Source organism: Pseudomonas sp. NPDC087626 (assembly GCF_044743405.1).
Classification (GTDB): domain Bacteria; phylum Pseudomonadota; class Gammaproteobacteria; order Pseudomonadales; family Pseudomonadaceae; genus Aquipseudomonas.
Map to the genome: position 1 here is coordinate 38788 of NZ_JBIUWJ010000040.1, position 13860 is coordinate 52647.

9 protein-coding genes are annotated in these 13860 nt (G+C 63.3%); 2 read left to right on the forward strand and 7 right to left on the reverse strand.

Annotation, left to right across the window (positions count from 1 at the left end):
• Window position 1 precedes the first annotated feature (1 nt).
• Together peaB and peaA are read right to left on the reverse strand one after the other, a co-directional pair.
• Window positions 2-1432 carry a quinohemoprotein amine dehydrogenase maturation protein gene (gene peaB / locus ACIOVD_RS24910; RefSeq protein ID WP_401130791.1) on the reverse strand — a complete coding sequence of 477 codons (1431 nt, stop codon included), beginning with the start codon at window positions 1430-1432 and terminating at the stop codon, window positions 2-4.
• A gap of 81 nt (window positions 1433-1513) precedes the next feature.
• The gene (peaA, locus tag ACIOVD_RS24915) at window positions 1514-3094 is read right to left on the reverse strand and encodes a quinohemoprotein amine dehydrogenase subunit alpha (RefSeq protein WP_401130793.1); all 1581 of its coding nucleotides are present in this window, start codon (window positions 3092-3094) and stop codon (window positions 1514-1516) included.
• 315 nt (window positions 3095-3409) lie between these two features.
• On the opposite strand from peaA, the gene ACIOVD_RS24920 reads away from it, so the two are divergent.
• Together ACIOVD_RS24920 and ACIOVD_RS24925 are read left to right on the forward strand one after the other, a co-directional pair.
• Window positions 3410-4072, forward strand: coding sequence for an HAD family hydrolase (locus tag ACIOVD_RS24920; protein ID WP_401130795.1), 663 nt, complete (start codon window positions 3410-3412; stop codon window positions 4070-4072).
• Between the two features lie 238 nt (window positions 4073-4310).
• On the forward strand, window positions 4311-5801 hold the full coding sequence (locus tag ACIOVD_RS24925; protein ID WP_095165624.1) for an aldehyde dehydrogenase: 1491 nt from the start codon (window positions 4311-4313) through the stop codon (window positions 5799-5801).
• Between the two features lie 96 nt (window positions 5802-5897).
• On the opposite strand, the gene ACIOVD_RS24930 is transcribed toward ACIOVD_RS24925, so the two are convergent.
• The 5 genes from ACIOVD_RS24930 to mrdA form a co-directional block, all read right to left on the reverse strand.
• Window positions 5898-7193, reverse strand: a complete 1296-nt coding sequence (locus ACIOVD_RS24930) for an NAD(P)/FAD-dependent oxidoreductase (protein ID WP_401130797.1) — start codon at window positions 7191-7193, stop codon at window positions 5898-5900.
• Window positions 7190-7867 carry a S8 family serine peptidase gene (locus tag ACIOVD_RS24935; RefSeq protein ID WP_401130799.1) on the reverse strand — a complete coding sequence of 226 codons (678 nt, stop codon included), beginning with the start codon at window positions 7865-7867 and terminating at the stop codon, window positions 7190-7192. The genes ACIOVD_RS24930 and ACIOVD_RS24935 overlap by 4 nt, the downstream gene beginning before the upstream one ends.
• Window positions 7857-9575, reverse strand: a complete 1719-nt coding sequence (locus ACIOVD_RS24940) for an ABC transporter ATP-binding protein (protein ID WP_401130801.1) — start codon at window positions 9573-9575, stop codon at window positions 7857-7859. The genes ACIOVD_RS24935 and ACIOVD_RS24940 overlap by 11 nt, the downstream gene beginning before the upstream one ends.
• Window positions 9575-11479 carry a sigma-54-dependent Fis family transcriptional regulator gene (locus ACIOVD_RS24945; protein WP_095165628.1) on the reverse strand — a complete coding sequence of 635 codons (1905 nt, stop codon included), beginning with the start codon at window positions 11477-11479 and terminating at the stop codon, window positions 9575-9577. Before ACIOVD_RS24945 ends, ACIOVD_RS24940 begins: the two co-directional genes overlap by 1 nt.
• 233 nt (window positions 11480-11712) lie before the next feature.
• Complete coding sequence (mrdA, locus tag ACIOVD_RS24950; RefSeq protein ID WP_401130804.1) at window positions 11713-13605, reverse strand: penicillin-binding protein 2; 1893 nt, start codon at window positions 13603-13605, stop codon at window positions 11713-11715.
• Window positions 13606-13860: the final 255 nt, after the last annotated feature.

The following is a 13860-nucleotide window of genomic DNA, read 5'->3' on the forward strand; positions in this document are numbered from 1 at the left end:
ATCAGTGAGCCTTGCGCGGAGTGATGTAACTGCTGATGAACGCAGGGTTGTGAGCCATGATCCGGGTGTAGACCTCGATGCCGAAGTCGACCCAGTCACGCATCAGTTCGCAGTAGTGATAGGTCGGGTGCGTCGGGTCGCCGTAACGGGCGTAGCTTTCGTGGTAGCAGCCGCCGGAGCACAGGTTGCGGATCTGGCAGTCCTCGCAGCCGGTGTTGCTGCGGTCCAGGCGCTGGGACAGGAAGTCGTTCAACTCCACCTGTTTGACCCCGCTGTGGACGTTGCCAAACGTCGGCAATGACGAACCGGTGAAGCGGTGGCACAGGTTGAGTTCGCCCTTGTGGTCGACCGCCAGCATCTTCAGCCCGGCGCCACACGGCAGGGCTTTCTTGTGGCCCTCGTGGATGTCGGTGATCAACTGGTGCAGGTTGGAGAAACCGATGTTGCGGTGTTCCAGCGCGGCCTCCAGGTAGCGCCGACCGAGCCGTTTCATACTGGCGAAGACTTCGATCAATTCGTCGCTGGACAGGTTGAAGGTGCTGATATCGCCGGAGGTCACCGGGGCAAAGCCGACTTCGGCAAAACCCAGTTCGTTGAACAGGTGATCCCAGATGGTTTCAACGTCGGTGACGCCGGTGGTCAGGGTCACGCGGGCGCCGACCGGGCGACTGTTGTAGCGCGACAACAACATCTCGGCCTTGCGCCGCACCACGTCATAGGTGCCCTGCCCGCCCACGGTGATGCGGTTGCGGTCGTGCACGGTCTTCGGCCCGTCGATGCTCACCGACAAGCCAAAGCGGTGGGCGTTGAGGTAGTCCACCGTGTCCTCGGTGAGCAGCGTGGCGTTGGTGGTCATGACGAATTCGACGAACTTGCCCGCCTCGGCAAAGCGCTTTTCACAATAGTCGACCATGTACTCGATCAGCTTGCGGTTGCTCAGTGGTTCGCCGCCGAAGAACACCATGGTAAACCGCTCTTCATCGGGGGATTCGCGCAGGAGCATTTCCACCGAGGCGATGGCGGTCTCGACCTCCATCTTCTTGCCGGCCGAGGGCTTGTCGAGGTCTTCCTTGTAGCAGTAGGTGCAGCTCAGGTTGCAGCCGGTGTTGACGTTGAGCACCACGGTGTTGATGGCGGTGCGCTCGACCCGTTTGGCGGCGATGTCCGGGGTCAGCGGCGAGCCGTCGCTGACCAGTTCCAAGGCCATCAGCTCGCGCAGGGTTTCGTGGATTTCCTCGCCACCGAACTGGCTGGCCAGGCGCTGGATCAACTCGGCGCTGGAACAGCCGTGACCGCGCAGGGCATCGATGATGCTGCCGGTCAGGGCATCGCTGGCGAACAGCGAACTGCTGGGAATGTGAAACAGCATGCGGTCGGCATCCACCTGCACTTCGTGCAGGTTGCGTTCGACCAGATTCAAGATAGCGCCCATGGCAAACCTCCTGTGCAAACCCCTTTGGCGGGGCCTGCGTTCATTCCAAAAAAGTCTCTGAAAACTGCGGGGTCAGCGGCCTCACGGAATGGGTGGGTTGTTCCAGCGTTGCACGGTGACAATCATGTGGCCTTCGCCGGTCAGGGATTTTCCTGCGTCGTCGACCGCGGCAATCACCTTGAGGTTGCCGGCATTGTTGGTGGACATCTTGCGTGCCGGATTCGGGCCGGCATCGCCCGGGGTGAATACGCCACTGTCCGCCTGCATGGTGCCGGCAAACTTGACGTCTTCGTCTTCCCTGGCGCGGTCGTCGAAGGCTTCGACTTTCCACTGCGCCGGGACTATGCCAATGCGATAGAGCTTGCCGTCCGCGCCCTTGCCCCAGGCTTCGGCGTCGAAACGCCCCTGGACCTTGGGCGTCGCACCCCCGCCATCACCGATCCGGGCCACCGAGAATTCAGGCACCACCTTGACCTCGGCAATCTGCTGGTAGACCGACAGGCTCGGGCCTTGCAAGCTGCCCAAGGTCACGGCACGCACGCCCGGCTGGGCATCGGCGACGGCCTTGAGGCGGACCTTGATCTGCTCGGGGCTCTGGCTGATGACTTGGAGCACCTCGACGCCTTTACCGAAGTCCGGCTGGCCTTGCAGGCCGCTGCCGATCAGGGTCACTTCGGCTTCGCTGCCGGCCTTCAGGTAGCCCGGCTGCACTGCCAGCAAACGGCTGCTGCCCTGTTTGGCGGCGAGGAAGTCGAGCCCACGTTCATCGTGCTCGGCCTCGAACATCCGGCCTTGCAGTTCGCTGCCTTTGGCGGCGAACACCTGGCGCATCACTACGCCATCGACGGTCACGTTGCCGCGCCATTCGTAGCCGCTGTAGAGGATCGCGCTGCCGTCGCCGTTGAAGGCTGTGCCGTCGGCGTATTGACCCTTGACGCTGACCTTGAAGGTATCGTCGCCGTCGGCGCTGACGCGCATGATCCCGGCCAGCTCCCCCTTGCCCGGCAGGTGCCCGCTGAAGCTCCAGTCGCCCACCAGGGCCTGGGCCTTGGGCGCAGTTTGCTGCCAGGTTTTCCAGGCCGGGTTATCCAGTGGATAGCGCTTGGCCAACAGCGGCACCATCTCCTTGCGGGCCAGGTCGAACCAGTCGCGGTCGCGAGACAGCGCCTGGTATTCCAGCGACGGCCATTGACCGAGGTGGAAGTTCACCAGGCGCTCCCACTCCTGGGCCGGGCGACGCTGCAGGGCAACCCGCGCACCGGAGTGGCAGCGGCCGCACATCTGGCTGGTCTGCTCGTCGAATTGCTCGACGGTGTTGAGCCGCCGTTCCAGGGCATAACGCACGCCATCGGTCTCGCTCGGCGCCAGGCCCTGGGTATCGGCCAGGTATTTGACCAGGGTCCGGCGGTCGTCATCGCTGATCTGCAGGCCGTGCATGACCTGCATGCGCGCGATGCTCATCAGCCAGCCCTCCGGAGTCTTGCGTTGGTGGCTGATACGGCTCAAGGCGTTCTCGGCTTCAGGGGTATGACAGCCCTGGCAGGTCTCCTTGAGGATGGTCTGGGCGTCACGCGCGGCCATGCTTTGCGGAGCATGCAGGGCGGCACACGCGGCAAGCGCCAGGAGACTGGCGCTCATGCCTGATCGGAGTTTTCTCTTCATCAACGTCGAACCTCGCACGGTGCTTTCTTATTTTTTTGAACGGTCGTTTTTATGGTTTCTACCGCCAGCGAACATGCCACTGACGAAGGCAAGAGAAACGTCTACCAAGGACCAATACACGGAGCGTGCCAGCTTATGAATAGTTCGTTGAATCAATGCTTTGCTGGTAAACACCCGGGTAATTCCGGCAACCACCGAGGTGCCCGGCGTTTAATTTCGCGACAACTGTTGCAGGCTGAGACGAGCATAGGTGAGTGTTCCTCGTATAGGATGACCAGCTATCCGCTTAACCGCTTCAGCTACGGGAACTGCGCCATGCTCAATGCTTTGCTCTTCGACCTCGACGGCACTCTCACCGACACCGACGCGCTGCACTTGCAGGCGATGCAACAGTTGTTGCTGGAGGAGGACGGCCGGGTGTTTACCAAAGCCGAGTTCGAAGCTCATGTCAGCGGCCAGGCCAATGCCGCCATGTGCCGCTACCTGTTCCCCGAACGCTCGGTGGCCGAACACGAAGCCTTTGCTGATCGCAAGGAGCGGCGCTTTCGCCAGTTGTCCGCGCACCTGACGCCGATTGCCGGGCTGGTACGGTTACTGGATTTTGCCCAGGAGCAGGCCATCGGCGTGGCGGTAGTGACCAATGCACCACGAGCGAATGCCGAGCACATGTTGCAGGCATTGGCTCTGCGCGAGCGCTTCGAGCATGTAGTGGTTGCCGAAGAACTGCCCCGCGCCAAGCCCGACCCCCTGCCCTACCTGACCGGCCTGCAGCGCTTGCAGGCCAGCGCCGAGGTGAGCCTGGCATTCGAGGACTCGATCCCCGGCCTGACGGCAGCGGTAAAGGCCGGGATCTTTACCGTGGGCCTGGTGACCAGTCAGCGCCGCGAAACGCTGCTGGCCGCAGGGGCGCACCTGGTGATCGAAGACTTCAACGACCCGCAGTTGTGGGCGGTGATTGATCGCATGGCGGGGCGATGAGAACGGACTACCGGTGGAGGAGCAAGGCTTGCCCGCGATGAACCTGAGGGACGATCAGTTTTGTCAGGCGAAGCGCCGCCCGTCTCAGCGGTGCGTCTCAAAAATTGTCGCAATCTGCGACATCAGCACTCGCTAAAGCCCAGCCCTTTCGCCGCAAGAGCCTCTGAATACAGGCCCCGGGCAAACTGGCACAAGGGTTGCGATCAGCCTCGGCACACGAATAAGACGAGGCTCCATCATGTCGCTCCCCACTCCGCTTCCCGCCGTTTCGGCGTTCATCCAGCGCGCCCCGCGCATGCTGATCGGCGCCGAATGGGTCGAGGCCGCCGACGGCCAGACCATGCCCTTGCACAACCCAGCCACCGGCGAGGTCCTGTGCGTCGTGCCCAAAGCCACCCCGGACGACGTCGATCGGGCGGTGCTCGCTGCCCGCCAGGCGTTTGATGATTCGGCCTGGACCCGCACCCGCCCGCGCGAGCGGCAGAACCTGCTGTGGAAGCTCGCCGACCTGATGGAGCGCGACGCGCAGGTGCTGGCGCAACTTGAATGCCTGAACAACGGCAAGAGTGCCGCGGTGGCCCAGGTCATGGACGTGCAATTGTCCATCGACTTCCTGCGCTACATGGCCGGCTGGGCCACCAAGATCGAAGGCTCCAGCGTCGAAGTCTCGCTGCCTTTGATGCCCGATGAACAGTTCCACAGTTTCATCCGGCGGGAAGCGGTGGGCGTGGTTGGCGCCATTGTCGCCTGGAACTTCCCGCTGCTGCTGGCCTGCTGGAAACTCGGTCCAGCCCTGGCCACCGGCTGCACCGTGGTGTTGAAGCCCGCGGACGAAACCCCGCTGAGCGCACTCAAGCTGGCAGAACTGGTACTCGAAGCCGGCTACCCCAGCGGGGTGTTCAACGTGGTCACCGGCACCGGCATCACCGCAGGCTCCGCCCTGACCCACAACCCGCTGGTGGACAAGCTGACCTTCACCGGATCCACCGCGGTGGGCATACAGATCGGCAAGATCGCCATGGACTCCATGACCCGCGTGACCCTGGAACTGGGTGGCAAATCACCGACCATTGTCATGGCCGACGCCGACCTGGCGAGTGCCGCAGCGGGTGCTGCCAGCGCGATTTTCTTCAACCAGGGCCAGGTCTGCTGCGCCGGTTCCAGGCTTTATGTGCAGCGTAAGCATTTCGACAATGTAGTGGCTGACATCGCCGGCATTGCCAATGCGATGAAGCTGGGCAATGGCCTGGACCCGAGTGTCGAGATGGGCCCGTTGATCTCCGCGCGGCAACAGCAACGCGTCAGCAACTACATCGACATGGGCCGGGAAAGCGGCGCGACCATTGCCTGTGGCGGGGAACAGTTCGGACCTGGGTTTTTCGTCAAGCCAACGGTGATTGTCGACGTCGACCAACAGCACTCGCTGGTCCAGGAGGAAATTTTCGGGCCAGTGCTGGTGGCGATTCCGTTCGATGACGAAGCCGAGGTTTTGCGCATGGCCAATGACAGTCCTTATGGGCTGGGGGCGAGCATCTGGTCCAACGACCTGGCGGCGGTGCACCGGATGATTCCGCGGATCAAGTCCGGCTCAGTCTGGGTCAACTGCCATAGCGCCCTCGACCCGGCGCTGCCCTTTGGTGGCTACAAGATGTCCGGTGTGGGTCGGGAAATGGGGTATGCGGCGATCGAGCATTACACCGAATTGAAGTCGGTGTTGATCAAGCTGTAGCGCTATCGCGAGCAAGCTCCCACCGGGGATGTGTGATCGATCCCCCTTGTGGGAGCTTGCTTGCTGGCGAATAGACCCGCCCAGTCAGCACCCATTTCAGGGCTGGTAGCCTTGCGTCAACAACCAGCGCCTGATCAATGTTCCCTGTTCTGCCGTCAGCCCTGCCAGCGCCTCTGCGGCGGGCTGACTACGCAACCGCCGCAGCAACGGCGCCAGCTCCACTCCGTGCACATGCCAGATCCCCAATGGCTGGTCTGCGGTGATCACCACCTCGGCCTCATCGACAAAGCCGTCCTTGAGCACCGGTGCCCGCTCAATCCGCAGCGCGGCAAAGTCTGCTTCGGCGTGTGCCACTTGGCTGTCTGGCCACTGCCGGCGAGCCTGCCAGAACGGCTGTTGCGGCCAGCGCTGTTCGTCGGCATAAAAGTCCCGGCCGATCCGTGCAAACCGCAGGAACAGTTGTTCCACCCGCATCCGGTGAAATCCCTGGGCCAGCGCCGCCCGCTCGGGTTTGCGCAGCAGGGTATTGATCACCACCGGGGCCTGCAGGGCCGATGACAGGGACTGGAAAATACCGTTGCCCGACAGCGGGTCCACGGCCATCGCCGCATCACCGACCCGGATCCAGTTGTCGCCACACACCTGCGAGGACAATATGGCGGTGCTGCTGCGGGCATGCAGTTGCACGTCGAGTTGCGCTACATCGGCAAAGAATGCCCTGGCCAGTGCCGAAGCCGCTCGCCGCTGGCGACAGTAGTCGAGCAACAGTGCCTTGGCCGGCAATGTGGCGCTGGCCACGTCCACCGTCCATTGCCAATAACACTGACCGTCAGCGCGCCGGGCCATCCATGCCCAGCCCTGCTCCAGGCTTTCCACCGCACTGGCGGTACTGCCCGGCGTGCCCTGCCAGCGATTGAGCAGGCTGACAGTTTCCGGTCCGCGCAGGCCTTTGCCGAGCGCCGGGGACTGACGCCCCCGAGCCTCGATGAGGAAATCCGCCAGTAGCGGCTCACGCCCTTGGACCTCGATCCTATGTCCCGATGCGCTCGACTGAACGTTCAGCACCCGGCCTTCAATGACCTCGACGCCCGCTCGGCGCAGGTCCTCACGCAAGCCGCGGTCAAAGCTCGGGCGGTCCAGCAGGTACTCGATATTCTGCGCATGCTGCTGACCGTTCCACGACACCTGTCGCTGGGACGCCAGTGCCCCCTGCGCCAGCGCCTGTTCCAGCCCGGCGCCACGCAAGGCTTCCAGCACCCGCAGGGAAACCCCTTCGAGTGCCGCAAAGCGTCGCCATTCGCTGACCAGCGTCACTGGGTAACCCAGCCGGCGCAAGCCCAGCGCAGTGGCCGCACCGGCCGGCCCGGCACCGAGGATCAGCAGTGCGCTCATGAGCCACTCCGCCGTTCGGGGCCACGATAGTGGGCGTTATCCTGTAGCCACTGGATAACCTGGCCATTGCTGGCTTGGGGGTGGGCCAGCAGGAACGCGGCAATGTGCCCGCTTAGCGCCGCACAACCGAGGCTGGCACCCGACTGTCCTGGGTGGGTGCCCTGCACGCACGCGGCGAAATCCGCCTGGGCACTGTTGAGCCACGACCATTGCGACTCGGCACAACGGGCATCGCCAGTGCCCCGCAGCACCTGTGGATAATTGGCTGGAAACACCCCCTCGCCTTGCGCCGGGCTGGAGGCGCAAAGCAACACGCCGCGGGCCTGCGCCGCGGCGCAGGCTTGGCGCAACAGGCTGCGATCCTGACGCAGGCCGAGGCTCAGATTGATCAGGCGAACGTCCTGCGCCACCAGCCAATCGATCGCGGTGGCGATCTGCAAGGCGCTGGTGACCCCGCGCTGGTCAAACACCTGGGCCACACAAAACCGCGCTGCGGGCGCGCGCCGGCCGATGGCCTCGAGCACCGCGCTGCCATGGCCCAGCGGATCGTCACACAGCGCGCCTTCGGCCAGCCCATCGTCCAGCAGGGAGAAACGTCTTCGCGCAACCACCAGCGGCTGCTGCGCCGCCGAGTGGCCGCTGTCGACCAAACCGACCAGCAGTTCAGGCTTCATGCAGCACCGTTTTTGCAATGAGTAGGCCGTCGAGCAATTCAAAGCGTAAATCGGCATCGGCCAGGGTCGAGGGACGGTGGCTGATCAGGATCCGCGTGCGCCCGGCAAACAGTCGGTCGATGGCTTCGATAACCTCGCGCTCGGTGGTTTCATCCACCGCCGAGGTGGCTTCGTCCAGCACCAGGATCAAGGGGTCCTGCAACAAGGCGCGGGCAATCGCGATCCGCTGTTTCTGCCCACCCGAGAGCTGCTGGCCGCGCTCGCCCAATGGGCTGTCGAGGCCTTCGGGCAACGACTCGATCAGGCTCTGGAGTTGCGCCAGCCGCGCCACTTCAGCAATCGCCTGGCGGCTGGCGTCCGGCACCGCGTAGGCCAGGTTGTCGGCCAGGCTGCCGCGAAACAACACGATGTCCTGGCTGACCACGGCAATCCGCCGGCGCAATTGGAACAGGTCCAGCTCCCGCAGATCGACCTCCCCCAGCAGTACCCGACCGGACTGCGGATCGTGATGACGCTGCAGCAGGTCGATCAGGGTCGACTTGCCGACGCCGGAGCCACCGCTCAAGGCAACCTTCAAGCCGTAGGGAATGCGTGCCTGGATACCGCGCAAGGTGCTCGGGCGGCCGGGGTGGCTGAAGTGCACGTTGTCGAAACGCAGTTCACCGCAGGTCGGCATCGGTTGTGGCGTGAGCGGGCTCAGCACGCTCGGCGTTTCGCCCCGCAGCTCCATTACCCGGCCGAGGCTGACGGTCATGCGCTGGATCGCCACGTACAGGCCTAGCAGGCTCTGGACCGGCCCGACGGCCATGCCCAGGTAGGTGGAAAAGGCGATCAATGCCCCCAACTGCCAAGTGCCCTGCACCACCCAGTAGCCACCGATCAGGAAGGCACAGGCGCGTGACAAGGAGGTCAGGGTGCCCGGCACCGCCTGGGTGAAGAACTCGGTGATTTGCAGGCGCAGCAACTGGCTCATGTAACCATGGCCCAGGGATTCCAGGCGTCGCGCTTCGCGCTGTTGCTGGCCGGCGGACTGGATGAATTTCATCACCGGCAGGGTCTCGACCATGAACGAGGACATGTCCGCCGAGCGCTCGCGCAACTGCCGCACATCCCGTTCGACCTTGCGCCGCATCCAACGCAACCAGAGCACGTCGAGGGGAATCAGGATCAACGCGAGCAACGACAGTTTCCACGACAGGGTCAGCAGCATGGCCACCGCGCAGACCAGGCCGATCACGCTGGATACCGCCGAGAACAGCGAGTCCACGGCAAAGCGCTGGATCTCGGCCACGTCGCCATCCAGGCGCGACATCAGGTCGCCGATCCGCCGTTGCCCGTAGAATCCCGGCGACAGGGTTTGCAGGTGCCGGTACAGGTCGTCACGCAGGGAAAATAGAATCCGCCCCGAGAGTCGGGTGTGCAGGTAACGGTTGATCCCCGACAGTGCCGTGCCAAGCAATCCCGCGCCAATCATCAGCGCGGCGATCAGCACCAGCATGGAAAAGTCCCGGGCCAGCAAGCCGTCATCGATCAGCAGCTTGGTGAGCCAGGGCTGCACCAGGACCAGCAGCGAGGCGCACATCGACAACCCCAACAACCCGCCGATCGCCAACCGGTGCGGCCGCACGAAGCTGTAGAGCCAGGTCAGCGCGGCGTCCAGTGCCTGGGAGTTGGGGCTGTCGACCAGCCTGACAATCCAGCGCCGCATCAGCTGCGCAACTGTTTAAGCTTGCGGTACAGGGTCGCGCGACTGATGCCCAAGGCGTCGGCGGCGGCCGAGACATTACCCTGGTGGCTGTCCAGGGACTGACGAATCAGTTCCAGTTCGTTCTCGCGGATGCTGCCCGCCTGCGGGCGTTCGCTGGCGTTCAGTTCGTCGAGCATGCTGTCGGGCAGGTGATCCAGGGTCAGTACGCTGTCCCCCGGCTCGCGCATGGCCAACGCGGTGCGCAGGACCATTTCCAGTTGGCGGATGTTACCTGGCCAATGGTAGCCACCGAGCAAGCGGTTCAAGTCGTCATGCAGGACTACCGCCGGGGCCTCCAGCTTGACCAGCAGGCGGGCGAGCAAAGCGCTGAAGTCCTCGCGCTCACGCAAGGCCGGGAGCATCACGCTGATGCCGTTGACCCGGTAAAACAGGTCCTCGCGAAAATGTTTGTCTTCCACCAGGCGCTTGAGGTCGCGGTGGGTGGCGCAGATCAGCGCGACGTCGATGTCCTGTTCTTCACCGGCACCCAACGGCGCCACCTTGCGATCCTGCAGCACGCGCAACAGACGTGCCTGCAAGGCCAGGGGCATGTCGCCGATTTCATCGAGAAACAGGGTGCCGCCGTGGGCCTGCTGCAGGCGCCCGACCATGCCGCCACGCCGCGAACCGGTGAATGCGCCTTCGCGGTAGCCGAACAGTTCCGACTCGATCAGGCCTTCGGGGATCGCCGCGCAATTCACCGCGACGAAAGGTTTGTCACAACGGGCGCCGGCCAGGTGCAGGGCGCGGGCGATGACTTCCTTGCCGGTGCCGGTCTCTCCCAGCAGCAACACTGGCAATTGATTGGCCAGGCCCTGGCGGGCCATGCGCAAAGCGCGGGCATAACGCGGATTGTTGCCGGCCAGGGCTTCGAGCTCCACTGGCGCCTTGAGCGGTTTTGCGCTGCTGCGCGCGGGCGTGCTGAGGTTGATCGAACGCTGGGGGGCGCGCAGGGTTTTGTAGAAGAACTCGCCCTTGGCCGTTTGCAGGCTGCCGACACCGCCCTGCTGCAGACGCGCCAGCAGTTGCAAGCCGTCGACCCCAAGAAACTCTTCGCAGCGTCGTCCGACCAGCGCCGAACGCTCGGCGTGCAGCAACTGGCAGGCCTGGCCGCTGACTGCGAGGATCTGCCCGCCCAGGCTCACGGCCAGCAAGCCTTGCCAGGGGGATTCGAGGTATTGCCGGCGACTGTGGAAAGCCAGGACGATTTCGTCCGGATAACTGGCGTTGAACACCCGGCTTTCGATCTGGCTGACGGCCATGGCCAGCAGCGCGCTGCTGTCGTGGGCGCGGCCCAGCGGACCTTCGCGGGTCAGGTCGAGTACGCCGAGGATGTCGCCGTGGGGGCAACGAATGGGCACGGAGGTGCAGGAGAAATCGCTCAGGCGATCGAGGTAGTGTTCGCCGCAATCGATCAGCGTCGGTCGTGCTTCTACCAGGGCGGTACCCAGCGCGTTGGTGCCACGAACGGCTTCGCTCCAGCAGGCGCCGAGGGTGATGTCCTGCAGACCGCTGCCCTTGAGGCGATCGGCGCGGCCTTCGACCGCGAGGATGGTGGCATCGGAGTTGGCGAGGATAATCAGCCCTTCCTTGCCCTGGCGTTCGGCCAGGTAATCGATGGCTGGCAGGGCCGCGTCGATCAGCAGCCGATTGCTGGCCAACAGCAGGTCCAGGCTCGCGCTCGATTCCAGCGCCAGTTCATGCTTGCCATTGAAGTGCACACCGTGGCTGAGGCTGCGTCGCCATGAAGCATCGATTTCGGCGCGTAACACGCCATCGGGGACTTCGCCTTCAAGGTGCAGTTTCTCCCGGGCGAGCCGGGCTTCGTGTGGCAGCTTTGCGGTTGTTGTTTTTATAAGGCTCATCAAGCGCTCCGGATCGGTCCGCCCAGTACCTCGCCGGGCCATGTGCATACTCGCGACGAAGCACGCGAGTCATGGGCAAATGTCTACACCCGGTTCAGATGGCAGTAAAGGGAAGTTTGCCCGATGACTCGGACAACACTTTCCTCAAGCAAAACCTGCGCCATGGACAATCGGCGTCGCCTTCTACGTTTACGTTAACGTCAAGCAACTGGCAAGTGCCACGCAGGCCAACTTCATACCTGAGGGTCGCCATGAGCCTTGCTCGGGCTGGCGTATTGCGGTTTCAGGTGGCCGTCGTTGTCCAGCAGCCAGGCGTCCATGATCTGCCGCACCACGGGACCTGCGACACGACCGCCGGCCTCGCCGTTTTCGATCATCACCGAGATTACGATCTTGGGGTGTTCGGCCGGGGCAAAACCGACGAACAAGGCATTGTCGCGGTTGCGCTCCAAGGTCTTCGCCCGGTTGTAACGTTCGCCCTGCTTGATCGCTACCACCTGGGCGGTGCCGCTCTTGCCGGCGATGCGGTACTGGGCACCCGCCGCTGCCGCCCGGGCAATGCCGCGTGCATCGTGCATGACCATCTGCATGCCGTGGTTGACTTGCTCCCAGTCGCGCGGGTCTTTCAACAGGATGTTCGGCATTGGATGTTCGTCCACTGGCGCGATGCCATCGACGCTCCTGGCCAGGTGCGGACGGTTCCACACGCCCTTGTTGGCGATCAGCGCCGTGGCCTGGGCGAGCTGCAGGGGGGTGACCTGCATGTAGCCCTGGCCGATGCCGAGGATCACCGTCTCCCCCGGGAACCAGGCCTGGCGGCGCGTAGCACGTTTCCAGGCGGGCGATGGCATCAGACCGGCTGACTCTTCGAACATGTCCAGCGAGACTTTTTCGCCGAGGCCGAACATGGCCATGTAGTCGTGCAGGCGGTCGATGCCCAGCTTATGCGCCAGGTCGTAGAAGTAGGTGTCGTTGGAGCGCATGATCGCCGCGTCCATGTCGACCCAGCCGTCACCACTGTGGTTCCAGTTGCGGTATTTGTGGTCGAAGTCGGGTAATTGGTAGTAGCCCGGATCGAAGACCCGAGTCTGTGGCGTCACCACCCCGGCATCCAGGCCAGCAATCGCCACCTCTGGCTTGATGGTCGAGCCCGGCGCATACAGGCCGCGCAGCACGCGGTTGAACAGCGGGCGGTCGATGGAGTCGTGCAGCGCGGCGTATTGCTTGAAACTGATGCCGGTGACAAACAGGTTGGGGTCGAAACTCGGCTTGCTGACCATGGCCAGCACCTCGCCGGTGGCCGGGTCGAGAGCGACCACCGAACCGCGCCGGTCACCCAGTGCGGCTTCCGCAGCCTCTTGCAGTTTGACGTCGAGGCTGAGGAAGATGTTCTTCCCGGGAATCGGGTCGGTGTGCTTGAGCACCCGCAGCACGCGCCCTTGGGCGTTGGTCTCGACCTCTTCGTAACCAACGTGACCGTGCAGCTCGGACTCGTAGAACTTCTCGATGCCGGTCTTGCCGACCGACTGGGTGCCGCGGTACTCCACCGAGTCCAGGGTCTTGGATTCTTTCTCGTTGATCCGCCCGACATAACCGATGGAGTGGGCAAAGTGCGCGCCCAACGGATAGTTGCGCACAAACTGCGGTTCGACATCGATGCCCGGCAAGCGGAACTGATTGACGGCGATGATGGCGATTTGCTCTTCGCTCAACTCGTAGAACAGGGTGACGGGGACAAAAGGATGGCGCATCTGTTTCAGCGCCTTGTCGAACAATGCACGGTCTTCGCCAGGCAGGTGCAGCAAACTGATGAGGGTATCCAGTTCGCCTTTCACATCGGTAGCGCGCTCACGGGTGAGGGTGAGGTTGTAGCTGGGCCGGTTATCGGCCAGCAGCACCCCATTGCGGTCGTAGATCAGGCCACGCGTTGGGGTGATGGGCAGCACGTGCACCCGATTGTTTTCGGAGATGGTCGAGTGGTAGTCAAATTCGACGACCTGCAGGATGTACAAGCGCACCACCAGGGCGCAAGTGATGGCCGCCACGAGCAGCGCGCAGGCCATTAGCCGTTTGTTGACCAGGCGGGTTTCTTTCTCGTGGTCCTTGATGGGGATGGGTTCAGGCATTTCTACGGCAACTCTTTGACTGGATTAACCGCCGGTCCCTGGGCGTGTCATCAGTCCCTTGAAAAACGAGCTGCACCTTAACAAAACCCTGGGTCCACTTCAGGGTTAATCCACCCAATGGCGGCCCTGGAACATGAAAGATATGTCAGGTTGGCGCCGGACTTTCTCGCGGACAAAAACAAAACCCCTACCTGCATACGCAGATAGGGGTTTCGGAATTTAATCTTGACGATGACCTACTCTCACATGGGGAAA